This window comes from Lentilactobacillus laojiaonis (genome assembly GCF_020616595.1).
Lineage (GTDB): Bacteria > Bacillota > Bacilli > Lactobacillales > Lactobacillaceae > Lentilactobacillus > Lentilactobacillus laojiaonis.
In genome coordinates, this window is sequence record NZ_CP085278.1 from 747,884 (window position 1) to 772,455 (window position 24,572).

The 24,572-nt window shown below is 32.3% G+C and carries 21 protein-coding genes; all 21 read right to left on the minus strand.

The window, feature by feature from the left end; genetic code table 11:
* Positions 1-6: 6 nt before the first annotated feature.
* The 21 genes from ruvX to yfmF all read right to left on the minus strand — a co-directional run bounded on the left by ruvX (position 7) and on the right by yfmF (position 24,540).
* A complete protein-coding gene (gene ruvX / locus LHL71_RS03925; RefSeq protein WP_227360521.1) occupies positions 7-441 on the minus strand; it encodes a Holliday junction resolvase RuvX in 435 nt (144 codons plus the stop codon).
* Positions 441-737, minus strand: a complete 297-nt coding sequence (locus tag LHL71_RS03930) for an IreB family regulatory phosphoprotein (protein ID WP_227360522.1) — start codon at positions 735-737, stop codon at positions 441-443. The genes ruvX and LHL71_RS03930 overlap by 1 nt, the downstream gene beginning before the upstream one ends.
* Before the next feature lie 95 nt (positions 738-832).
* Positions 833-3,478, minus strand: a complete 2,646-nt coding sequence (alaS, locus tag LHL71_RS03935) for an alanine--tRNA ligase (RefSeq protein WP_227360523.1) — start codon at positions 3,476-3,478, stop codon at positions 833-835.
* A 266-nt stretch (positions 3,479-3,744) separates the two neighbouring features.
* Positions 3,745-5,103, minus strand: coding sequence for a DEAD/DEAH box helicase (locus LHL71_RS03940; RefSeq protein WP_227360524.1), 1,359 nt, complete (start codon positions 5,101-5,103; stop codon positions 3,745-3,747).
* 8 nt (positions 5,104-5,111) lie between these two features.
* Positions 5,112-6,062: a DHH family phosphoesterase gene (locus tag LHL71_RS03945; RefSeq protein WP_227360525.1), complete on the minus strand. Its 951-nt coding sequence runs from the start codon at positions 6,060-6,062 to the stop codon at positions 5,112-5,114.
* A gap of 67 nt (positions 6,063-6,129) precedes the next feature.
* The gene (dinB, locus tag LHL71_RS03950) at positions 6,130-7,218 is read right to left on the minus strand and encodes a DNA polymerase IV (RefSeq protein WP_227360526.1); all 1,089 of its coding nucleotides are present in this window, start codon (positions 7,216-7,218) and stop codon (positions 6,130-6,132) included.
* Positions 7,219-7,320: 102 nt separating this feature from the next.
* The gene (yajC, locus tag LHL71_RS03955; RefSeq protein ID WP_249778703.1) at positions 7,321-7,629 is read right to left on the minus strand and encodes a preprotein translocase subunit YajC; all 309 of its coding nucleotides are present in this window, start codon (positions 7,627-7,629) and stop codon (positions 7,321-7,323) included.
* 97 nt (positions 7,630-7,726) lie between these two features.
* On the minus strand, positions 7,727-8,869 hold the full coding sequence (tgt, locus tag LHL71_RS03960) for a tRNA guanosine(34) transglycosylase Tgt (protein WP_227360528.1): 1,143 nt from the start codon (positions 8,867-8,869) through the stop codon (positions 7,727-7,729).
* Positions 8,870-8,879: 10 nt separating this feature from the next.
* On the minus strand, positions 8,880-9,920 hold the full coding sequence (gene queA / locus LHL71_RS03965; RefSeq protein ID WP_227360529.1) for a tRNA preQ1(34) S-adenosylmethionine ribosyltransferase-isomerase QueA: 1,041 nt from the start codon (positions 9,918-9,920) through the stop codon (positions 8,880-8,882).
* Positions 9,921-9,938: 18 nt separating this feature from the next.
* Complete coding sequence (gene ruvB, locus LHL71_RS03970; RefSeq protein WP_227360530.1) at positions 9,939-10,952, minus strand: Holliday junction branch migration DNA helicase RuvB; 1,014 nt, start codon at positions 10,950-10,952, stop codon at positions 9,939-9,941.
* Positions 10,953-10,965: 13 nt separating this feature from the next.
* Complete coding sequence (gene ruvA / locus LHL71_RS03975) at positions 10,966-11,565, minus strand: Holliday junction branch migration protein RuvA (RefSeq protein WP_227360531.1); 600 nt, start codon at positions 11,563-11,565, stop codon at positions 10,966-10,968.
* A 55-nt stretch (positions 11,566-11,620) separates the two neighbouring features.
* The gene (mutL, locus tag LHL71_RS03980) at positions 11,621-13,519 is read right to left on the minus strand and encodes a DNA mismatch repair endonuclease MutL (RefSeq protein ID WP_227360532.1); all 1,899 of its coding nucleotides are present in this window, start codon (positions 13,517-13,519) and stop codon (positions 11,621-11,623) included.
* Positions 13,520-13,528: 9 nt separating this feature from the next.
* Positions 13,529-16,084 carry a DNA mismatch repair protein MutS gene (mutS, locus tag LHL71_RS03985; protein WP_227360533.1) on the minus strand — a complete coding sequence of 852 codons (2,556 nt, stop codon included), beginning with the start codon at positions 16,082-16,084 and terminating at the stop codon, positions 13,529-13,531.
* Positions 16,085-16,098: 14 nt separating this feature from the next.
* Positions 16,099-16,896 (minus strand): TIGR00282 family metallophosphoesterase, encoded by a 798-nt coding sequence (locus LHL71_RS03990; protein WP_227360534.1) that lies wholly within the window; start codon positions 16,894-16,896, stop codon positions 16,099-16,101.
* Positions 16,897-16,978: 82 nt separating this feature from the next.
* Positions 16,979-18,532, minus strand: coding sequence for a ribonuclease Y (gene rny / locus LHL71_RS03995; protein WP_430689986.1), 1,554 nt, complete (start codon positions 18,530-18,532; stop codon positions 16,979-16,981).
* A gap of 188 nt (positions 18,533-18,720) precedes the next feature.
* Positions 18,721-19,761 (minus strand): recombinase RecA, encoded by a 1,041-nt coding sequence (recA, locus tag LHL71_RS04000; RefSeq protein ID WP_227360536.1) that lies wholly within the window; start codon positions 19,759-19,761, stop codon positions 18,721-18,723.
* Positions 19,762-19,852: 91 nt separating this feature from the next.
* A complete protein-coding gene (locus tag LHL71_RS04005; protein ID WP_227360537.1) occupies positions 19,853-20,323 on the minus strand; it encodes a CinA family protein in 471 nt (156 codons plus the stop codon).
* Between the two features lie 70 nt (positions 20,324-20,393).
* Entirely contained in the window at positions 20,394-20,975 is a 582-nt protein-coding gene (gene pgsA, locus LHL71_RS04010) for a CDP-diacylglycerol--glycerol-3-phosphate 3-phosphatidyltransferase (RefSeq protein WP_227360538.1), read from the minus strand.
* 17 nt (positions 20,976-20,992) lie between these two features.
* Positions 20,993-21,907: a helix-turn-helix domain-containing protein gene (locus LHL71_RS04015; RefSeq protein WP_227360539.1), complete on the minus strand. Its 915-nt coding sequence runs from the start codon at positions 21,905-21,907 to the stop codon at positions 20,993-20,995.
* Between the two features lie 88 nt (positions 21,908-21,995).
* Positions 21,996-23,270 (minus strand): EF-P 5-aminopentanol modification-associated protein YfmH, encoded by a 1,275-nt coding sequence (yfmH, locus tag LHL71_RS04020; RefSeq protein ID WP_227360540.1) that lies wholly within the window; start codon positions 23,268-23,270, stop codon positions 21,996-21,998.
* Between the two features lie 10 nt (positions 23,271-23,280).
* Complete coding sequence (yfmF, locus tag LHL71_RS04025) at positions 23,281-24,540, minus strand: EF-P 5-aminopentanol modification-associated protein YfmF (RefSeq protein ID WP_227360541.1); 1,260 nt, start codon at positions 24,538-24,540, stop codon at positions 23,281-23,283.
* Between the last annotated feature and the right edge of the window lie 32 nt (positions 24,541-24,572).

Sequence of the window (24,572 nt, forward strand, 5' to 3'; positions counted from 1 at the left end):
AATTCCTCACTTTTTAGTTAATTTTCCGTTAGCATCTAAATAATTTTGTAAAATTAAGCTAGCCGCCAACTTATCAATAACTTTTTTTCGTTTGCCTCTTGATACATCTGCTTTTTCAATTAACATTCGTTCGGCCTGAACAGTTGTTAATCGCTCATCCTGAAAGTCAACTGGTAAATTAAATCTTTCATTTAACATTTTACCATACTTTTGTGAAGCTTCTGCTCGTGGGCCCAAAGAATTATTCATATTCTTTGGAAGACCAACAACAAATCCTTCTACTTGATATTTTTTAACTAACTCTTCAACTCTATCAAGTCCAAAAATCTCATTTTCCTCATCAATCGGAATAATTTCTATACTTTGAGACGTCCAGCCTAAAGTATCACTTACCGAGATTCCAACTGTTTTTGAGCCAACATCAAACCCCATTAATTTCATTAATTACTCTCTTCTGAATTTATATCAGTATTCGTAGTTTTTGTTTGATTATCAAGATAAAACCTAACTAATTCTTCAATAATTTCATCGCGTTCATGGCGACGTATTAAATTACGAGCGTCACTATTACGAGGAATATATGCAGGATCACCAGAAATCAAATAGCCAACAATTTGGTTATAAGGATTATATCCCTTTTCTTCTAACGCCTTATAAACTATTAACAAAGTGTCACGAATGTCTTTTGGCTTATCTTCTTTAAAATCAAAAAACATGGTGTTATCTAATGAGTTCATTGCATTACCCTCTTTATGATTTAATTGTTTATCTAATTTTACACGAAATTGAGTTAAACTACAATCGCATAAAAAAACATAATAAAATTGTAATATTATTTTTGATTACTTAGCCATTCATTAGCAGCTAGCATTGCATCATTTAACCCCGCAGGATTTTTTCCACCGGCTTGAGCCATATTTGGACGGCCGCCACCGCCTCCATTAATTTTTGGTGAAATTTGTTTGATTAAATCGCCAGCCTTAATTCCAGCAGCAATACTAGAATCATTAACTGCAACAATTAAATTGGCCTTATCGCCTTTACCAGTACCTAGCACTAAAACATCCGAAATATTTTTACTTCTCCAAGTATCTGCTAATTGACGTAATTGATCCATTCCAGAATCTTTTATAATTCCAGTCACCAATGTGTAATTTCCTGCAGTTTTCTTTTGCTCAAAAATGGACTGTGATTGTTGATTAGCAAGTTGAGCTTCTAAAGATTCTTGGCGTTGTTTTAATTCTTTAATTTCTAGTTGTAGTTGATCAATTCGATTAGGAAGGTCTTTAACTTGAGATACCTTTAAATTATCAGCAATAGTATTTAGCATTTCAGTTTTAGAATTTAGTAATTCATAAGCTTCGCTAGAAGTTACTGCTTCAATTCTTCGAACCCCTGCACCGACTCCTGATTCAGAAACTATTTTAAATAATCCAATTTCGTTAGTGTTTTTAACGTGCGTACCACCACAAAATTCAATTGAGAAATCTCCGATGCTAACTACGCGAACCTTATCACCATATTTTTCACTAAATAAAGCAATAGCTCCCATTTCTTTACCAGTTTTAGGGTCAGTTTCAACTGTTTTAACTTCAATTTCTTTAAAAATTTGTTCATTTACCAATTCTTCAACTTTTTCCAAGTCTTCTTTAGTAACTTGACCGAAGTGAGTAAAATCAAATCTTAAATAACTAGGTTCAACCAATGAACCAGCTTGTTGAGTATGGCCACCCAATACATTTCTTAGAGCTTGATCTAATAAATGTGTAGCAGTATGATTTTTTTCTACTTTACTATGGTAATGTTTGTCAACTTTTAATATAAACTTATTGTTTTTAGCCATTGATTGAACTACTTCAATTGTGTGTAAGTTTTGACCATTAGGTGCATGTTGAACATCAACTACCTTAGCAACTAAATTGCCATCTTCATCTAAAATTACCCCATGATCAGCAACTTGGCCACCCATTTCAGCATAGAAAGGAGTCTTATCAAAAATTACTTCAGCAGTTTCTCCAGCATTTAAAGTATCAACTAAACTTTCATCCTTAACGATAACTGTTAATTCAGCATCATTAACCACTAAGTTAGTATATCCAACATACTCGCTAGGATCTTTAATTTCAACTAAGAGATCTCTTTGTACACCCATTGATTTAGCACTGCTACGAGCATTTCTAGCACGTTCTTTTTGTTTTTCCATTTCTGCAGCAAATCCGTCAACATCAACTGTAAGTCCAATTTCTTCTAAAGATTCTTTAGTTAATTCCAATGGGAAACCATAAGTATCATAGAGCTTAAATGCAGTTGGACCATCAATTACACTAACATTATTTTGTTTAGCATTATCAATGACTTCATTTAATAACTTCATACCATCAGAGAGAGTCTCATTGAAACGATTTTCTTCTGATTTAACAACATCAGAAATATAATCGCTTTGTTCGAGCACTTCTGGATAGTAAGATCTTAAAATTTCACCTACAATTGGCACTAATAAGTACATAAATGAATTATCAATACCTAATTTTTGACCGTTAACAATCGCTCTTCTAATTAGACGTCTAATTACATAGCCACGACCTTCGTTAGATGGCAAAGCGCCATCGCCAATAGCAACTGTAATAGCTCTAGCATGATCGGCAATTACTCTAAATGATTCATCATAAGCAGCATTTTCACCATATTTTTTACCACTTAATTCTTCGGTTTTATGAATAATAGGTAAAAATAAATCTGTTTCAAAGTTAGTTTTTGCATTTTGGAAAATTGAAACTACTCGTTCTAATCCCATTCCCGTATCAATATTTTTTCTAGGAAGTGGTTCATAAGTATTATCTGGTTTGTGATTAAATTGAGAAAATACAATATTCCAAACTTCTAAATAACGTTCATTTTCTCCACCAGGATAATTTTCTGGATCATCTTCTGATAAATTATTAAATTCTGGTCCACGATCATAGAAGATTTCTGAATCTGGTCCTGAAGGTCCTTGACCAATATCCCAAAAATTATCGTCAACTTCAATAATGTGATCTTCAGGGACGCCAACAGATAGCCAAATTTCCTTAGCTTCAGTATCTTTAGGATAAACTGTCATATAGAGTTTATTTGGATCCCAAGCAAACCATTTTTCAGAAGTTAATAATTCATAGGCCCACTTAATGGCATCTTCTTTAAAATAATCTCCCACAGAGAAATTACCAAGCATTTCAAATAGGGTATGATGTCTAGGAGTTTTACCAACATTTTCAATATCATTTGTTCGAATACTCTTTTGTGAACTGGTCATTCTTGGATTTTCTGGAACGACACTACCATCAAAATATTTTTTCATAGTAGCGACCCCGGAATTAATCCACAATAAAGTGGGATCATCAACCGGAATTAATGATGAACTTGGTTCAATTGTATGACCTTTTTCTTGAAAAAAGTCTAAATACATTTGTCTAATTTGACTACTACTTAATTTTTTCATTTAATTACTCCCTATAATAAATAAAACATCATTGCTAAAAGAGACGCTAAAAGCGCGGTACCACTCTAATTGCAACGATGTTTTTTCGTAACCACTTTGTCTCGATAACGCTGAGCAGCGTTTGACAAATTTGAAATAGCACTAATTAAAATTAAATCATCTTTTACACCAACCAAGATGTCTCTTTTAAATAATAAAAATTAGCATGTTTTCTAGTCAATAAAATTATACAGTTTGAATCTAAAATATGTCAATTCAATCTAGATCTATTTATATCTAGTAGAGCTGTTTTTCTTTTGCTTTCTTTGAGCACGTGCTTCATTACGTTTTTTAACTCGGCGATCCATTTCTTGTTTTCTAGAGATCGTATTTTTAATTCGGCGTTTATAACCAGGTTTAATATTCTTCTTTTTCTTTTTAATCATACCGATCATGGTAGGATCAAGTTTTTCACCTTTTTTACGATGGGTTTTACGACGATTTCGATCATAAGAATCAACGATTTCGTGATTAGAAAGTTTTTTAGGCTTAAACTCAATACCCATTGATTCTAATTCGGTAACCTTAGCTTCATCATCTGGTTCATAAAGCGTAATTGAAATTCCAGGCATCCCATTTCGGCCAGTACGACCAACTCGATGAATAAAGAATTCAAGGTTTTCAGGAATATCATCATTAATTACGTGTGATACTCCTTCAATATCAATTCCTCTAGCAGCCAAATCGGTTGCAACAACAAATTGGAATTCTAAGTTGCGCACACGTTTCATGATAGATTTTCTTTCACGAGGTTTAATACCACCATGAATCATTGCTACTTTTAAACCATTTTGTTTTAAGAAATCAGTTAATTCTTCTACCCTTTGTTTGGTATTAGCAAAAATTAATACTAAGTAAGGTTCACCCATAGTTAAAAGATTATAAATTAATTGATTTTTATTTTTACCTTTAGTTGAAATTAACCAATTATCAATTGTGGAACTAATCACTGTTTCTACAGGGATTTCTTCAACAACTGGATTATCCATATATTTTTTCAAAAATACACTAATTTTTTGTGGAATAGTAGCTGAAAATACCATCATTTGAACATTTTTTCCAAAACTGGCTGCAATCTTATCAACTACATCTAAAAATCCTAAATCTAATGTCATATCAGCTTCATCAATTACCAATTGATTAGCAGAATGCACATCCAGTCCACCATTATCGATTAAATCCCAAATACGACCAGGAGTTCCGACAACAATTTGAGGTTGTTCACGTTTTAGTTTTTCAATTTGACGTTTTTTATCTGTTCCACCAATATAACTTCCAATTTGAATTGGTTTATCATTAAATTTAATGATTTGTTTGGCTGCATCAGTAATTTGATAAGCAAGTTCACGACTAGGGGTAGTAATAACTGCCTGAACAACATGCTTTTCAGGATCAATTTGATTAAAAATTGGTAATAAAAAGGCATGCGTTTTTCCACTACCAGTAGCTGATTGTCCCACAACATCACGACCATTTAAAATATATGGAATCATTTTACTTTGGACCGGAGTTGGCTCGCTAAATCCTAAATCACTAATTGCATCTAGCAAGAAAGGTTTTAAATTAAATTCTTTAAAACTTGTCATAAATTCTCCTATTTATTGTTATTTTTAGATATTTCATCTAATTTTTTAATAACTTCTTTTATTTGAGCATCATCTTTAGCAATAGCCCCACTAGCTAACGGGTGGCCACCGCCACCATATTCCTTAGCTAATTCATTAATGACAGGGCCTTTTGATCTTAATCTTATACGATAAGTACCATCTTTTTGTTCAACGAAGATGGCCCAAGCTACAACTTCTTTAATATTTCCCGGTAATGGTACCACCGCTGAAGTACTATCATCACCTAGATTAAATGGCTCTAAAGCCTCATTAGTTAAAATCATATAAGCGGCCCCACTATCTAAAATATTTAAATTTTGATAGACATAAGCTGATAATCTAGCTAATGGAATGTCAATCTCATCTTCAATTTGATTAACATCACTAGTTGAAAAGTCAAACTTTGATAAAAAGGCGGCAATTTCAAAAGTATGTGATGAAGTCGATGGATACTTAAATCGTCCCGTATCTCCAACAATCCCGGCATATAGTAGTCGAGCGGCATTGTCATTAATTTTTAAATCCATTTCACATTCTTTATAAAAGTCAGTAATTAACTCTGATGAACTTGAAGCATTTTCTTCAACCCAAACTATATCTCCATAAATATCTTCATTGGGATGATGATCAATTTTGATTAACATCTTCCCTTTATTATATCTATCGTCATCAATTCGAGGTTGATTGGCGGTATCCACAACAATAACTAGAGCATTGTCGTATTTATCATCTGAAATGTCATCAGTTGTTCCCATCCAATCAAATCCATGATATTGTTTACCGACACAATAAACTTCTTTTTGTGGGAAAGTAGCTTTAATTATTTCTGCCAAACCCATTTGTGATCCAATCGCATCTGGATCAGGTCGTTGATGTCGATGAATAATAATTGTTTGATATTTTTTTATTGAATCAAGAATTTCTTTTTGAATTGTCATTAATTACTATCTCCAACCATTAATTATTGAATACTTTAGTATAACCGTAAATGAACGGAAATTCAAACTAGATAAATAGTTCTAAATTAATATTTTGGTAAGTTAAATCATCCAAATTCGTGATAGTAATTCCAATTAGTCTAAATCCATTGAAGTGGTCTATGTCTTCATCGAAAATATCCATTGCTAACTTAGTAAACTCTTTGGAATCATTTTTAATATATTCTTCAAAGGTTACTCGCTTAGTAATGGTTTTAAAGTCATCATATCTTAATTTTAAAACTAAAGTTTTTCCATGCTTTCGTTTAGCAAGCATTTCATTTTCAACTAACTTAGCAATTTCTTTTACATGAGTTTGAACTTCTTCACGACTAACTAAGTTTCTAGAAAAAGTACGTTCCTTGCCAATAGATTTTCTTATTCTAGTTGCTTGGACTTCAGCTTGATCAATTCCTCGGGCTCTTCTATAAAGATAATACCCAAATTTGCCAAATTTTTGAATAAGAATTGTTTCTGATACTTTCAATAGATCTTCACCATTGTATATATTCATTTCATGCATTTTGGGCAATGTTTTTTTACCAACGCCTCTAAACTTTTCAATTGGTAAAATTTTTAAAAAATCAATTGCATCTCGTTCGTCAATAATGGTTAGCCCATTTGGCTTAGCATAATCAGAAGCTTCCTTGGCAAGAAACTTATTATATGAAATGCCTACTGAACACGTTAGTTTGGTTTTAGCCAAAATTTCTTTTCGAATCATTGTAGCTATTTTAATTGGATTAGATATTTTAAGTTTATTCTCAGTAACGTCTAAATACGCTTCATCCAAAGCATAGTATTCAATTTTATCCGTATACTCATGAAATATTTCATGGATTTGATTGGAAACTGCTCGATATAACTTAAATCCGGTAAATCTAAAAACAGCTTGAGGACAAAGTTTAAGCGCTTTTTGTGAACTCATAGCTGAATGAATACCATACTTTCTAGCAATATAATTTGCCGTTGAAACTACGCCTTTACCACCCATTTTTCTGGGATCGTTGGCAACCACTAGTGGCTTATTTTTAAGGCTAGGGTCCTCGCGTTCCTCAATAGATGCGTAAAAAGCATCCATATCTATATGAATTATTTTTCGATTTTTAAATCCCATTTTCATCACTCAATTAATAAATTTATATTAATTAAATTTTAACCGAACGTATGTTTTTTTACAATAAAAAATAAAGCCAGGGAGATTCCCTAGCTTTACTTTTTATTTATCTTCATTTTCTTTTGAATCATCTTTAGTTTCGGATTCATCGGGTTTAACTTCAGGAGTAACTTTGCGTTCAGAAACTTGAGCAACAGCATTTAAATCAAATACTAAATAAATACCATCACAATCTAAAGTAACTGTTTTTTCGCTTTCGTTAACTTCATCTACAACACCGTGTAAACGACCAATTGTAACAACTTGATCACCTTTTTTAATCTTAGATAATTGTTCTTTACGCTTTTGTTCTTGTTTCTTTTGAGGACGAATCATCAAAAAATACATTAAAGCAAATAAAACAACAATCATTAAAATTGAGTAAACTGAACTAGACAATATTTTCACCTACTTTTTATTTATATAACTACTTTAACAAAATACTTTTTGAACGTCCATATGAATTAAATTAAAAGGCTTTAGGATTTGGCTTGTTATATCCATATTGTTCAAATACTTCGGCTCTTAAATCTAATAAATTATCATCAATAATAGCCTGTTGTACTCGGTTCATTAAATTAATTAAGTAGTGTAGGTTATGGTAACTGGCTAATCGTTGACCAAAAGTTTCTCCACATTTCAATAAGTGACGAATATAAGCTCGTGTATAGTTGCGACAAGTATAACAATCACAGTTATCATCTAATGGTCTAAAGTCCTTAGCGTAAATTGCATTTTTAACTACCAATCTACCATGAGAAGTCATTACGGTACCATTTCTAGCAATTCTAGTTGGTAAAACACAATCAAACATGTCTACACCACGAATTACTCCGTCAATTAACGAATCAGTTGCTCCGACTCCCATAAGATAACGTGGCTTGTTTTCCGGAAGTAATGGGGTAGTAAAATCTAACACTCGGTTCATTTCCTGTTTAGATTCACCCACTGATAAACCACCAATTGAGTATCCAGGAAAATCCATACTTACTAAATCACTTGCCGATTGTTTTCTTAGGTCTTCAAATCCAGCTCCCTGCACAATCCCAAACAGTCCTTGCCAATCTGGATTTTGGTGAGCTTTTAATCCTCGTTCAGCCCAACGACTAGTACGCTCAACTGATTTTTTAACATAGTCATAACTTTCATAATAAGGAGGACACTCATCAAAACTCATCATGATATCTGGTCCTAGAGCATTTTCAATTTGAATAGCTTTTTCCGGTGATAGAAACATTTTAGAACCATTAAGTTCGTTTTTAAATGAAACGCCTTCTTCAGTAATGTTACGATTTTTAGCTAATGAAAATACTTGGAAACCACCGGAATCAGTTAGGATTCCTTTATCCCAATTCATAAATTTATGCAAACCACCGGCTGCCTTAACAATATCCTCACCTGGGCGTTCCCATAGATGATAAGTATTCGCTAAGATAATTGTCGCACCCATTTTATCAAGTTCTTCTGGTGCTAAAGTTTTAACCGTTGCCTGTGTTCCTACCGGCATAAAAATTGGGGTTCTAAAGGTTCCATGGGGCGTAGTTATTTCACCTAATCGAGCTCCTGTATGCTTTTCTTTTTTGATTAATTTGTAAGTAATTGCTGGTTCCATCTAATGCTCCTTAATATATATACATAGCATCGCCAAAACTAAAGAAGCGATATTTTTCATCAATAGCATGGTGATAAGCGTTTAATATGTTATCTCTTCCAGTAAACGAGGCTACTAACATCACTAGAGTTGATTTAGGTAAATGAAAATTAGTTATAAAGGCATTTACCACTTTCCAATCATATCCTGGTTTAATAAAAATATCAGTCCAACCAGAATCTGCTTTAATTTCACCATTAAACTTAGTTCCAATAGTTTCTAAGGTTCTGATTGAAGTAGTACCTGTGGCAACTATTCGACCACCATTACTTTTAACTTCATTTAATGTATCAGCTGCATCCTGACTCAACTGATAGAATTCACTGTGCATTTTATGATCTTCAATATTTTCTTCGTCTACGGGTCTAAAGGTTCCTAATCCAACATGTAGAGTTAAATATACTAGTTTAATGCCTTTATCTTGGACTTTTTGTAATAATTCCTTAGTCCAGTGAAGACCAGCAGTTGGAGCTGCAGCCGATCCCATTTCTTTGGCATATACTGTTTGATATCGATCTGGATCATCTAATTTTTCTTTAATATAAGGTGGAAGTGGTGTTTCTCCTAATTGTTCAAGAATTTCGATAAAAATACCATCGTACTTAAATTCAATTTCTCGACCACCGTGCTCTAACTCTTTAGTAACAACTGCCTTTAATTTACCATCACCAAACGATACAGTTGTGCCAACTTTAGCTCGCTTAGCTGGTTTCATTAGAGTTTCCCATTTGTCACCTTCAATATTATGAAGCAACAAAACTTCCATATGAGCATGAGTCTCTTCTTTTTCACCATAAATTCTTGCCGGCATAACCTTAGAATTGTTCATTACTAAAGCATCACCAGGATTTAAATAATCAATAATGTCATAAAAATGTTGGTCTTTTAAATTACCAGTCTGATGATCCATTACTAGTAACCGTGAAGTGTCACGGTCCTTTATCGGAGTTTGGGCAATTAATTCATGAGGTAAATTATAATCAAAATCATTAAGTGTGTAATTAGTTTCCAAAATAAAATTCCTTTGCATTTAATTTTTAAAGTTGTTTGGGTAACCCAAGTGTTGATAACCGGTAGAAGTAACCATTCTACCTCGAGCCGTTCGCTTAATAAAACCAATTTGTAATAAGTATGGTTCATACATTTCAGCAATTGTATCAGCATCTTCACCAATATTGGCAGCCAGCGTATTTAAACCCACTGGACCACCATCGTAAAACTCAATCATCGTTTTAAGTAACTTAATATCAGTAGCGTCTAATCCAATACTATCAACCTTTAATAAGGTTAAAGCATATCTTACAATTTCTAAATCAATCTCATCCTTATTAGCAACTTGAGCAAAATCTCTAATTCGTTTTAATAACCGGTTAGCGATTCTAGGAGTTCCACGAGATCTTAAAGCAACTTCTATTGCTCCTTGATCTTGAATCGAAATATTAAATATATCAGCCGTTCTTTTTACAATACTTTGTAGATCTGAAACTTCATAATAATTCATGTGCTCAACAATTCCAAAACGATCTCTAAGGGGAGCTGATAGCATACCAGCCTGAGTAGTGGCACCAATTAAGGTAAACGGAGGTAATGGAAAATGTACCGGATGAGCAGTTGGACCTTGCCCAATCACGATATCAACAAAGAAATCTTCCATTGCCGAATATAAAATTTCTTCAACCGCTTTTGGTAAACGATGAATTTCATCAATAAATAAAACATCCCCTGGGTTTAATTCATTTAATAACGATAATAAATCTCCTGATTTTTCAATTGCTGGACCACTAGTTGTTTTAACATTAACTCCCAGTTCATTAGCAATTACCATAGCTAAAGTAGTTTTTCCCAAGCCTGGGGGGCCGTATAAAAGAACATGATCTAATGATTCTTCTCGCTGCTTAGCAGCAGTTATATATACGCTTAATTCATCCTTTATGTCGTTTTGACCAATATATTGATCCAAATACTGTGGACGTAAACTTTGCTCTAGGTTGGGTTCATCATCAACATCATGGGGAGATACAATTCTTTCATCATTATCTGACAATTCTTACATCTCCTTATTTAGTTAATAGGCTCAAACCAGTACTTAAATATTCATTAGTACTAGTTGCTCCACTTGATAACAATTGATCACTAATTTTATCTAATTGTTTTTCGCTATAGCCTAAAGCAATCAAAGCTGCCTTAGCTTCCATAAATTCATTAGATAATTCTGTGTGACTGATCGATTGCTCTGGAGTAAATAAATCCTGAGAAAATTCTTCTAACTTACCTTTTAAATCTAAGATAATTTGTTGAGCAGTTTTTTTACCAACTCCCGGGAACTTAGTTAGAAATTTAATATCATCACTATTAATCGCATTAATTAAGCCACTTCGGTCGTTACCTGCTAAAATGGCCAAAGCACTTTTCGCCCCAATACCAGATACCGATAACAATTTTTCAAACATTTGCTTGTCTTCAAATTCATAAAATCCATATAGATATTGAGCTGATTCGCTAATAGTTTGATGAACATAGATACGAATTGTTTTTGTTTCATCTGGTTCATATTTAAATGGATCGGCAGTATAAATTAAATACCCAATCCCATTAACTAATAAAACAATATAACTTGGAGTGGTCTGCACTATCTGACCTTCAAAAAATTCAAACATTCCTTTGTCCCCTTACTAAATTCAATGATACCAATCGATTGTACCACAACTAATTTTATATTATTGAAGAAATTGTATCATGTGAATCTTGGATTCGTTTAAACATTTTTTCGACATCCTCATTAGTAAATTTGACTAAAACTGGACGTCCATGTGGACAATTATAGGGATTTTCACAATTAGGAAGCCTAGTTAACAGTTCTCTAGCTTGTTGATCGTCCAAATGATGATTGGCTTTAATTGCTCGCTTACAGCTCATCATAATGGCCGTTTTTTCTCTAAATGTCGCAATTGAAATATTTTTTTCATTAATAATATAATCAATCATCTCTTTTAAAGTGTCCTCTTCTTGGCCCGCCTTAAACCAGGTAGGATGAGATCGGACTAAGAAGCTACTTTGCCCAAATGGTTCTAAATAAAGACCAACTTTCTTTAATAAATCCATTTTTTCACTAATCAGTAAAAAATCACTAATCGAATAATCTAAAATAATCGGAAGTAATAGTTTTTGTTGGGTGGGTTCAACTTTTCCAATTTCTTCACGGTAATATTCATAATTAATCCGTTCTTGAGCCGCATGCTGATCAATTAAATATAGTCCTTCCGAAGATTCAGTTAATAGATAGGTTCCATGAAATTGACCAATATAGTTTAACTGTGGAAAATGGTTATTTACTTTAGTTGATAATTGAATTTGTTCAATTTGGGGAGATTCAGGCTCAATTAAATCCTCATAATTTAAATTGGCACTATTTTCTAATACCTTTTTATCAAAGTTTTGAATTTCCTCACTATTTAAATCTAACTTGCTCTTAATAATTATGGGATCATTATCTTCAACAATTCGATTTAAATCAGTTAATTTTTTAGCAAGTGGTTGCGTTTTAATTAATTCAACATTTTTTTCGTCACTAGCTTTAGCAAAATTAGTTTCTCGTGGGATAAATTTCTCATCTACTTCTGGAATTAAAACTGCTTTGGCTAACGCTTCACTAATTCCGTTACTAATTAAATTAGATAACAAGTTTTCCTCGCTAATTCGTACTTCTTGTTTAGTGGGATGGACATTCACGTCAACCAATCTTGGATCAATTTCAATAGAAATTATCGCCAACGGAAATCGACCTACCATTAACTTAGATCCATAGCCAGAGATTACTGCTCTAGTTAACTGAAAATTTTTAATATAACGACCATTTAAAAAGATTGAAATGTAGTTTCTAGATGATCGAGTTAATTCTGGTAAGCTAAAAAAACCACTCACTGTAATATCATTTTGTAGGTTTTCAAATTTTGTCATTTGGCTTACGGCTTTAATGCCATAAATGGAACCAATGACTTGTAACGGATTATTTCGTCCTGAAGTTCGTAATAATTCTTTACCATCAGAATTTAATGTGAAGGTAATTTCCGGATGAGATAAAGCTAAGTGATGAACTACATCTGTAATTTTAGATAATTCCGTTTTTTGAGACTTCAAATACTTTAGTCTAGCTGGGGTATTATAAAAAATCGAGTTAACTATAATACTAGTTCCTTTTTTAGATTCAGAACTTGTTTCCTCAATTAATTTACCACCTTTAAACCTAACTTTAGTACCCATTTCACCAGTTGAAGTTTTTAATGTTACATCAGCTATAGAGCTAATACTAGGTAAAGCTTCACCCCGAAATCCAAGTGTATTTACTCGAAATAAATCTTTTTGACGAGTAATTTTACTAGTGGCGTGTCTTAAAAAAGCGGTTTTAACATCCGTTTTTTCAATTCCATCTCCATCATCAATCACTTCGATAGATTTGATACCAGCATCAATTACCGAAATATCAATTTCCGTACTATGGGCATCAATTGAATTTTCTACCAATTCTTTTACTACTGAAGCAGGACGCTCAATAACCTCACCAGCAGCAATCTGGTTAGCTAAATTAGTTGATAATTCATGAATTTTTGGCATACTAATCACCTACTTTAATTTCTGTTGCCATTTATACACTTGATTCATAATTTGCATTGGGGTTTTTGACATTAAATCTAAGTTAGATAGTTCATCTAAAATAGTAGAATTTGGTTTTGAAATAACGGGATCTTCTAGCAGTTCCATTTGCTCTGATGAATCAGGAATACTTGGTATAACTTTTTTATCATCACTTTCAAGGTTTTGTAATATTTTATCAGCTCGCGTTAATAAGGCATCTGGTAACCCAGCTAGTTTAGCCACATGAATTCCATACGACTTGTCAGCCGGACCATTAGTTACGTTATGCAAGAAAATTAATTCTCCGTTATCCTCTGTAGCTCCAACATGAACATTTTTTAAATTAACTAAGTTATTCGATAATTCCGTTAGTTCATGATAATGCGTTGAAAATAGAGTTTTAGCTTTAATTTGGTCATGGTCATATTCAATGATTGATTGAGCTAAGGCCATACCATCATAAGTAGCGGTTCCACGACCAATCTCATCAAATAAAATTAAACTATCTTTAGTGGCATTTTTTAAAGCATTATTAGCCTCTTTCATTTCTACCATAAAAGTACTTTCACCAGAAATTAAATCATCAGCAGCTCCAATTCTAGTAAATATTTTATCAAAAATTGGTAGTTTAGCTGATTTAGCTGGAACAAAGCAACCAATTTGGTTCAAAATTACAATCAGTGCAAATTGACGCATATAAGTACTTTTACCGGACATATTAGGTCCAGTTATTAATAAAATATTAGTATCATTATCCATAACAATGCTATTTGGTACATATTTTTGATGACCTAATACTTTTTCTACCACCGGATGCCGGCCATCGATAATTTCAACATCATGATCTATTGATCTTTGAGGATAAATAAATTTATATTCCTCACTAATCTCAGTAAGACTTTGTAAAACATCAATTTTAGCAACAATATCAGCAATTAATTGAATTCTTTTAATGGATTTTTTAATACTTTCTCGTATTTCAACAAATAGTTGATATTCTAAATCCTTACTTTTTTCCTGAGCTTCTAAAATTAAACTTTCTTTATTCGTTAATTCGTCAGTGGAAAATCGTTCAGCATTAGTTAAAGTTTGCTTACGTTGATAGCGATCTTCAGGAACCTTGTCTAAGTTTGATTTAGTAACTTCAATATAGTATCCAAATACCTTATTATATTTTATTTTTAAGTTATTAATGCCCGTTAATTGACGCTCTTTTTGTTCTAATTCAACCAGCCATTTTTGACCATTAGCCGTAGCATCCCGGTATTCATCTAATCTTTGATTATAATTTGGTTTAATAATATTTCCATCAGTTACTGATATTGGAGCATCTTCATTAATTGATTTTTCAATCAACTCTACTACATCATCGATTGGAACAAAATTTTGGATTAATTTATTAACCGTCGAATTATTTAAACTATCAAGAATATACTTAATTTTTGGTACTTGATTTAAAGAATTTTTTAGTTGAATCAAGTCCCTACCATTAACACTTCCAAATGATATTCTCCCAATTAGGCGTTCTAAATCGTATACTTTAACCAATTCATCTTGCAATTGTTTTCTTTCGAAATAATTGTCTAAAAAGATTTGAATCAATTTTTGGCGCTCGTCAATTTTGTGAGAATTTACTAAGGGGCGTTCAATCCACTGTTTTAACTTTCTACCCCCCATGGCAGTTTTAGTCTGATCTAATAGCCATAATAGGGAGCCTGATTTTTTCTGAGTTCGAATATTTTTAGTTAACTCAAGGTTGGCTTGAGAGTTATAGTCAATTTCTAAAAAATCAGAAATTTTATACGAAACCGCTGCTTTAATATGCTCTAAGCTTCGCTTTTGAGTAGTAGACACATATGATAATAAAAGCTTTAATACACTTTTTTGTTCGCCAGTTAGCTCTTCACTTTGTGTTAAATAATTAACCAAAGAGGTATTAACAATCTCGGCTTGCTTAGAAATTAAAATATTTAATTTAGAAAAACTATTTAAAATAGCTTCACTAAAATCAGTTTGAATGACAACTTCTTTGCTTTGTAAATTAATAACTTCATTTAATAAATCATTTTCACTATTTAACGAAGTAACCTTTAATTCACCAGTCGAAAGATCTACATATGCTAGATTAAATTGATCGTTGATGCGGTTCATTGCCACTAAATAATTATTATTTTTAGCTTCTTGCAAGCCACTGTCAAATTTAGTTCCTGGAGTAATTAATTGCACTACTTCTCTTTTAACCATACCCTTAGCTGTTTTAGGATCTTCTACTTGTTCACATAATGCTACTTTATATCCTAAATCTACTAATGTATCAATATAACTTTTAGCCGCTTTATGGGGAACTCCACACATTGGAATTGGATTTTCCGATTTGCGGTTACGATTAGTTAATGTTAACTCTAAAATCTGTGAGCCTTTAATTGCATCATCATTAAATAATTCATAAAAATCTCCTAAGCGATAAAATAAAAACGCATCAGGGTATTGATCCTTAATTTTTTGATATTGCTCCATCATTGGCGTAGTTTCTTTAGTTGCCATTCTCCACTTACCTCTTAAATAATTTGATCATTCATAACTTTAAATGTCTTAATTTTTTGAGCTTTACCAGATTCATTATCAACATCAATATAACAACCAGAAATAATAGTTGGTCCAGTTTCTTCTACCTTAAATCTAGTTGGCCGTTGATTAATAAATTGCTGAATGATGTTGTCAGCATGCATCCCTAAAATACCATCAGTTGGTCCTGACATACCTGCATCAGTTAAAAACGCCGTGTATTTATTTAAAATACGCGCATCATTAGTTTGAACATGGGTATGGGTACCCACTACCGCTGATACTCTTCCAGTAACATAAGTCGCAAAAGCTAATTTTTCACTAGTTGCTTCGGCATGAAAATCAACAAAAATTATATCAGTTTCTGCCTTTAATTTATCGATGATTTCATCCGCAAGTGTAAAGGGATCATCTAGATTATTTAAAAATATTCTTCCCTGCAAATTAATAATTCCTACTTTAATTCCATTAACGTTTACTACTACGTATCCTTTTCCGGGAACATCTTTACCAGGAAAATTGGCTGGGCGAATTAGTTTAGTTGCATCATCAATAAAATCAACAATTTCTGCATTATTCCAAGCATGATTTCCTAAAGTAATAACATCAACGCCTGAACCCATCAATTCTTTATAAATATTTTTACTAATTCCTCTACCAACTGAAGTAGAATTTTCACCATTTGCAATCGTTAGCTGTGGACGAAATTCCTTTTTAATTAATGCTAAATTATTAACAACGGCCTCAGTTCCTTTATTTCCAACAATGTCTCCAATAAATAGTAATCTCATAATTTTTCCTTATCATCTTTATTAATAAATTAATTTTAACAGCTTAAACTAAAATAAAAAAGACCAGTTATTAACTGGTCTTTTATTTTGCATATTCTACTGATCTAACTTCACGAATAACCGTCACCTTAATGTGACCTGGATATTTCATTTCTGATTCGATCTTCTTTTTAATATTACGGGATAAATTAATTGCTTGGGTATCGGTAATATAATTAGGCTTAGCTATTACTCTAATTTCTCGTCCAGCTTGAATAGCGTAACTCTTCTCAACTTCATCAAATGAATCACTAATTTTTTCCAAACTATCCAATCGATGTACAAAGCTCTCTAGAGAATCGCTATAAGCACCTGGTCTAGTAAGTGCAATTTTTTCAGCAACTACCACTAATTCTGAAATTACATATTCAGGTTGATAATTGTCATTATAAGCTTTGATTGTATCTATAATAACGGGACTTTCATGATATTTCTTAGCTATCTCAACACCTAATTCAATACTTGAACCTTCTGACCCATTAACAACTGCTTTACCAATATCGTGTAATAACCCTGCGCGTTTTGCTAATGTAACGTCCTCACCTAATTCAGATGCAAATGCACCAGCTAACTTAGCAACTTCAATCGAATGACTAAGTAAGTTTTGACCATTATCAATTTTAAAATTCAACTGACCAACATATCTAATCATTTCTGGTCCCATTGAGTGAATTCCTAAACTAAATAATGCCTCTTCACCAATTTCTTGGATACGTTGCTTCAATTCTTTACGACTCTTATCTACCATTTCTTCAATTCTGGCTGGATGAATTCTTCCATCCTTAATAAGTTTTTCTAAAGCCATTTTAGCAACTTCTCTTCTGATTGGATCAAAACCGCTTAAAACGACAGCTTCCGGTGTATCATCAATAATTAAATCAATTCCGGTTAAAGTTTCAAAAGTTCGAATATTTCGTCCTTCGCGACCAATAATTCTACCCTTCATGTCTTCGTTTGGAAGATTTACAACTGATACAGTCGTTTCAGAAACAATGTCTGCTGCGCTTTGTTGAATCGCTTGCACGATTAAATTCTTAGCATTTTTATCAGCTTCGACCTGTGCCTGATAATAACTATCCTTAACCATACGTGCTTTTTCGTCGCTTAACTCTTCGCTAGTTTCATCTAAAACTAATTTTCTAGCCTCTTCTTGAGTAAATGCAGCAACTCGTTCAACCTCTGCTTGTCGTTTTTGAATAAGTGACTCGGCTTTTTCTTGTTGTTTTAGTAAATTTTGGTTTTCTTGAGAAATCTTCTTTTCTTTTTTAGTAAGTACATTTTCACGTTGTTCAAATATACTATCTTTGCGATCTAAAGATTCTTCTCTTTGTAACAAACGATCCTCTTGCTTTTGAATTTCTGCTCTTCGTTCCTTAAGCTCTTTTTCAACTGTAGAACGATAGCGATGACTATCCTCTTGAGCAGTTAACATAGCTTCTTTAACAGTATCTTTAGCCTTTTTATTGGCATCTTCAATAATACTATTTGCAGTTTCCTTAGCAGCATTCAAAGTATGTTCTTGAGTCTTAGTTTGTAAGTATCTACCAATTATAAAACCAACAACAATAGCGATGATTGCGAGGATTAATTCAACCATAATCAAATGGCTCCACCTCCAAATCATCAAAAATGATTAATTACTTAATCTTATTATCAGATATTATTTAATTATTTACACAACTTTTATTTTACGGTTTCACAAGTTAAGTGTCAACGCTATTTCTACATAATAAAAATAAAAAAATGCCGATTAAATTTTAAAATTTAATCGGCTTTTATTTAAAATTATTCTACAACATTTTCATCATCAGTAGAAGATTCTGCATCTTCTTGAATCTCACCAATTCCGTATGCATTACGCACTTTTACTAGAACTTCATTATAGATATCTGGATGTTCTTCTAAATAAGTTTTTACGTTTTCTCTACCTTGGCCAATTCGTTCTTCACCATATGAATACCAAGATCCTGCCTTATTAATAATATCCTTTTCAGCAGCCATATCAACTAATTCACCAGATTGTGAAATTCCTTTACCATACATAATATCAACTTCAGCCTTCTTAAAAGGAGGAGCAACCTTATTTTTTACAACTTTAACTCGAGTACGGTTACCAATAATGTCTGCACCATCTTTAATTTGTTCAGCGCGACGAACTTCTAAACGAATTGTTGAATAAAATTTAAGTGCTCGTCCACCCGGTGTAGTCTCTGGGTTTCCAAACATAACTCCAACTTTTTCACGAATTTGATTAATAAAGATAGCAATGGTCTTAGTCTTATTGATCGTTCCAGATAATTTTCTAAGAGCCTGTGACATTAAACGTGCTTGTAACCCTACGTGAGCGTCACCCATTTCTCCTTCAATTTCAGCTCTTGGCACTAACGCAGCAACTGAATCGATTACAACAATATCAATTGCTCCACTAGAAACTAATGCATCAGTGATTTGTAAGCCTTGTTCTCCTGTATCTGGTTGAGATAGCAATAAATCATCAATGTTGACGCCTAGATTAGTTGCATATGCAGGATCCATAGCATTTTCAGCATCAATATATGCCGCTGTACCGCCACGTTTTTGAACTTCTGCAACTGCATGCAAAGCAATAGTAGTCTTACCAGAACTTTCTGGACCATAGACTTCAATAATTCTTCCTTTAGGATAACCACCAACACCTAACGCTTCATCAAGTGCTAATGAACCGGTAGGAATTGTTGAAATTTGGGTATCAACTTTATCACCCATTCGCATGATTGAGCCTTTCCCAAATTCCTTTTCAATACTTTTTAAAGCCACATCTAAGGCTTTTTTTCTTTCATCAGCCATTTAAACCCTCCTGCTTTCCCCTAATTATTAGAAAAAAGTTAACTACAATATTGTACTAATATCTGATCAAAAAATCAATACAAAATGAGAACTATTGTTCCCTTAAAGTTTTTATAATTAATTGCATTCCCGTATCGACAGACTGCTTTCTAACTTGCTCCCGATTACCAATAAAATGATAACAATTAGCTATTAACAATTCTTTATAAGCCAAGCCAATCCATACAGTTCCTGGAGGATTTCCTTCTAAAGATTCTGGTCCGGCCACCCCGGTAAATGAAATTGATAAATCTGTTTTCATTAAATTCATGGTATTTTTAGCCATCTCCATAGCAATCTCTTTACTAACTACACCATATTTATTAATTATTTGATTATCAATTTTTAATAATTCGTGCTTAGCTTCATTAGAGTAGGTCACATAGCCACCATAAAAAATTTTAGATGCTCCCGATACACTGGTAATTGCGGTTTGAAAAGCACCTCCGGTTAAACTTTCAGCAGCTGTAATCGTTAATTTTTTATTAGTAAGTAACTGTACTACATTCATTGACAAATTCAAGATTATTTTCTCCTTTCAAATTTTAAGTACGAAAAAAAGAAGATAACTTAACCAATTATCTTCTTAATAATTAAAATGAATCTGAAAAAATTGAACGATTTTTAATAAAATAGTCAATTCCTGAATAAATTGTAAAGAATAAACATACATACAATAAAATTTGACCCATTGGAATATTTATTAAATTAAAGTAAGGATTATTTAATAATAATAAAATAATCGATAGCATTTGCGTGGTAGTTTTAATTTTACCTGGCCACGCAGCTGCCAAAACTTTACCATCATTTTCAACGATTAAGAGTCGTAGTCCCGTAACAGCTAATTCTCTACAAACAATAATTGAAGCAACCCAGGCCGGAACTACTCCCATTGATACTAAGAAAATAAAGGCTGTCATTACTAACATTTTATCAGCTAGTGGATCGGCAAACTTACCAAAATTAGTTATAAAATGTCCTCGACGAGCGATTTGACCATCTAAAAAGTCAGTTAATGATGCAATTATAAAAATAATTGTAGCAATTATTCTTACTACGGAGACTGTAATTCCACCAAATTCTACACTACCTAATGCAGTTGGCACTGATAAAATTAATATAAAAAATGGAATTAAAATTATTCGAAAAACAGTTAATTTATTTGGTAAATTCATCGTGACCTCCTAAAATACTATTTAAAGTTTAAGGTTACAACCCTAACTTGAGAACTACTACCACTTTGGGGTTTAGCTAATTTGATCTTCTTACCATCAATTGAAATATTAGTTGCTATTGCGTTTCCCATGTTAACACTTACTGTTTTACTGCTTGCAGGAATTTTAACTACTTTCTTTTGTCCTTTAGTTTGAGATGCCTGCCAAGTAGTAGTGCCGTTAACACTAACAGATGTCCAAGCACTATTAGTTGCTGAAATAGTTAGATTTTTGCTTTTAGCATGACTAACACTGTAAGTAAGATTACTTCCTGAAGCCGCACTTTGTTTAAAGCTAACTTCTTTGGAAGCTGGTTTATCGTTTTTCTTCTTATCATCGGATTTCTTAGTATTGCTAGTTTTATTTTCATCGTCACTAGTTTTTACTTTTATATTATCCTTATTGTCATCTTTATCACTAGAAACCGTTACTCTTTCAGTATTAATTTCTGTTTTAGTTGATTTATGGGTATTTTTGGCTGCAGCCACCCAAATAGCAATTAAAATTGCTAAAATTACAACAGAAACTAACACGATTGGTAAGTAATGGCGGATTTTTTCATTATGTACTTCTACTTTTCTTTGTTCCGAACGAGTTTCTGAATTAGGCTCAGTAGTTCGTTCGATGTAGTCAGGATCTTCCGTATTGGGTAAATTGTGTTGATATTCTTTTAATAACTCATTACCATCAAGACCTACAGAATCTGCATACTGTTTAACAAATGCCCGTACATAAAATTCACCGGGGAGAGCATCAAAATCATTATCTTCAATGGCAATTAAATAACGCTTTTGAATTTTGGTTGATTTTTGTAAATCATCCAAGGAATAACCCTTTTCATTCCTAACTTTTTTTAATTTTTGTCCAATTGTAATATTTTCATTTTCGCTCATATAACTCTCTCCATACTCGTTAAATTCGTTCAAAATTAAGTATATCATAAGGCAATAGTATAAATATTATAAAAAAATTATAAGATGTTTAATTATTTATAACTTTGACTTGAAAACTCGCATTTTCCATAAATGCATGACTATATTTCTTTAAATCGTCAAAAGTTAATTCATCTAAAATTCTTACCTCATCATAAACCGTATTAAAAACTTCATCAAATGGATCAAATTGATTAGCAACTGCTTCTTGAGAATCCATCATGGCAATGTAGCTTCCAAGTTGTTCATTTTTTTGTAAAATAAACTCATCTTCTAAACCATCTAGATTTATTAACATTTTATTTAACACACTGTCTAGTGATGAAATAAATTTATCGGCATCGTCTGTATCACTAGCTATCATAGCAAAGTGATATGCTCGCTGATTATCAAATTCAGTTGAAAATGAGTCATCAATAATGCCATTTTTAAATAAATCATTATAAGTATCTGCATTCTCACTGAAGAAAAGGTCAAAAAATAGTGAAATAGCAATTTCATATTTAATTTTTTCATCACCTGATGGAACCAAATCGTTACCACGGATTCCAATAGCTACCTTGGGGCGAACAACATCGAAATCTAAAAATTCTTTATGAGTTCCCTCACTTTTTGGTAGATTGATATTACGTTTAAATTTAATTTCTTCGTTAAATTTTTTACTATTTTGGTTTTCAATAACCCACTCTAGAGTTTCGTCTTGATCAATATTTCCAACCACAAATAAACTCATATTATTGGGCTGATAAAAAGTATCGTAAGCAGTATTTAAATCATTTACCGTTATTTGATTAATCGATTCAACTGATCCGGCAATATCTTTAGCCATGGCAGAGTCCGGATACATTTGAGCAATTGTTTCAAAATACAATTGATTATCCGGATCGTTTTTATACATATTAATCTCTTGTTTAATAATATGTTTTTCTTTTTCTACTTTGGCATCTGTAAAATATGGTTGTTGGACAAAATCTAATAAGATATCTAGATTTTCTCTAACTTTCATAGTTGTAGAAAATAAATAACTGGTCTTAGTAAAACTAGTAAAAGCATTAGCACTGGCACCAGTTTTATTAAATAGTTCAAATACATCATAATTTTGCTTATCAAATAGTTTATGTTCTAAAAAATGTGCGATTCCCGCTGGCTGCTGAATTAATTTGCCATTAACATTAAATGAAGTATCCACTGAGCCAAAATTAGTACTTAAAACGGCATAAGTTTTTTTATAATCTTTCATTGGTAAAAGATAAACTGATAAGCCGTTTGGTAATTTTTCCCAATAAAGTGTCTCTTTAAAATTATTATAATTAATTTTTTTCATTAACTTATACCTACTTTTCTTTACAAAGATAAATTGCTCGTAATTTCATCTGATTAGCGACTTTAACTACATCTTCTTTGCTAACTCGATTAATACCTTCGATCCATTCCTCATCATTCCAAGAAATTTTTAGCACGGATTGAATATACTCACGATCAACAATTGTTCTTAAATAATCATTTTCGGCAAAGTGATGATTAATCATTGCATTTTTGATATTGTCAATCAATTTTATATCAAATTGACCGGCTTGAATTAATCTAAGTTGATCCTCAATTTCCTGAATTGCTTGATCTACTTTGGATAATTCTACCCCAGCTTGTACATTAATCATCCCAGTTAGCGAACTATAACCACTATGAATATCGTATGCTAATCCCGATTTTTCTCTTACATTAGTAAAAAGCATCGATTGACCAGTGCCACCAAACAATTGATTAAAAATAGTTGCTGCAAAATAATTGGCATCACCATAATACACGGGTAAATAGTATCCTAAGTTAATTACCGACTGTGATCCTACAAATTCTTCTTCAAGACGGCTAACTTCAGTTTTATCATTAGGAATACTTGGAATGGGATATTTTTGAACCTGTCGTTGTGTAATAAAATCAAAATTTTTGATTTCATCTAAAATAATTTCCGAATTAAAATTACCGGCAACCAAAATATTAACCTGTTCTTGAGAAATCATTTGTCTGTAAAATTCATATAGACTATTGGCATCTACACTAGCCAATTGAGAACTAGTTCCCAAAATGTATTGACCTTGTGGATCATCATGGTCATAAAATAAACTTTGTAACTTGATTTTTGAATAATATTCTTTATTTTCAATAATTGAATTTACATAATTAATCATATTTTTCTGATGAAGCTTAAAAAAATCATTTTGAAAATGTGCATCTTCAACTAATGGTTTTTCAATTACTTCCTTTAAAAATAGTATTATTTGATGGAATAATTCAGTTTTACCGGGTATAAATGCATCATTTGGAAACGAAATTTTAATTTGGAGGACGTGCTGGTTACCATATTTAAATACACTAACCCCATAATTAGCTCCGAACATTTTTGATAGTTCTCTAGATATCTTTAATTCACTATTATATTTTTGTGAACTATTTTCTAACATTTCCGCCAATAATGACTTATAGGCAAAGTTTTCACTGTTTAATGGAGCGGTAAAGTTAATAACAATAATTGAATTTTTAAATTTTTTGGTGTTAATGACATCTAAGTCAACACCTTCTTGAATTGAATAATGCATTTCTATCTCCCTTAATCTAATAAATACCATAC

Coding starts and splice junctions, on each gene's coding strand:
- yfmH (WP_227360540.1), bottom strand. CDS start 23,270: ATGAAAAAAATTAATTATAATAATTTTAAAGAGACACTTTATTGGGAA.
- LHL71_RS03930 (WP_227360522.1), bottom strand. CDS start 737: ATGAACTCATTAGATAACACCATGTTTTTTGATTTTAAAGAAGATAAG.
- ruvA (WP_227360531.1), bottom strand. CDS start 11,565: ATGTTTGAATTTTTTGAAGGTCAGATAGTGCAGACCACTCCAAGTTAT.
- LHL71_RS03945 (WP_227360525.1), bottom strand. CDS start 6,062: ATGACAATTCAAAAAGAAATTCTTGATTCAATAAAAAAATATCAAACA.
- tgt (WP_227360528.1), bottom strand. CDS start 8,869: ATGGAACCAGCAATTACTTACAAATTAATCAAAAAAGAAAAGCATACA.
- LHL71_RS04015 (WP_227360539.1), bottom strand. CDS start 21,907: ATGAGCGAAAATGAAAATATTACAATTGGACAAAAATTAAAAAAAGTT.
- LHL71_RS03990 (WP_227360534.1), bottom strand. CDS start 16,896: ATGAGATTACTATTTATTGGAGACATTGTTGGAAATAAAGGAACTGAG.
- mutS (WP_227360533.1), bottom strand. CDS start 16,084: ATGGCAACTAAAGAAACTACGCCAATGATGGAGCAATATCAAAAAATT.
- ruvX (WP_227360521.1), bottom strand. CDS start 441: ATGAAATTAATGGGGTTTGATGTTGGCTCAAAAACAGTTGGAATCTCG.
- dinB (WP_227360526.1), bottom strand. CDS start 7,218: ATGGGATTTAAAAATCGAAAAATAATTCATATAGATATGGATGCTTTT.
- recA (WP_227360536.1), bottom strand. CDS start 19,761: ATGGCTGATGAAAGAAAAAAAGCCTTAGATGTGGCTTTAAAAAGTATT.
- LHL71_RS03940 (WP_227360524.1), bottom strand. CDS start 5,103: ATGACAAGTTTTAAAGAATTTAATTTAAAACCTTTCTTGCTAGATGCA.
- rny (WP_430689986.1), bottom strand. CDS start 18,532: ATGGTTGAATTAATCCTCGCAATCATCGCTATTGTTGTTGGTTTTATA.
- mutL (WP_227360532.1), bottom strand. CDS start 13,519: ATGCCAAAAATTCATGAATTATCAACTAATTTAGCTAACCAGATTGCT.
- yajC (WP_249778703.1), bottom strand. CDS start 7,629: ATGATTGTTGTTTTATTTGCTTTAATGTATTTTTTGATGATTCGTCCT.
- pgsA (WP_227360538.1), bottom strand. CDS start 20,975: ATGAATTTACCAAATAAATTAACTGTTTTTCGAATAATTTTAATTCCA.
- yfmF (WP_227360541.1), bottom strand. CDS start 24,540: ATGCATTATTCAATTCAAGAAGGTGTTGACTTAGATGTCATTAACACC.
- alaS (WP_227360523.1), bottom strand. CDS start 3,478: ATGAAAAAATTAAGTAGTAGTCAAATTAGACAAATGTATTTAGACTTT.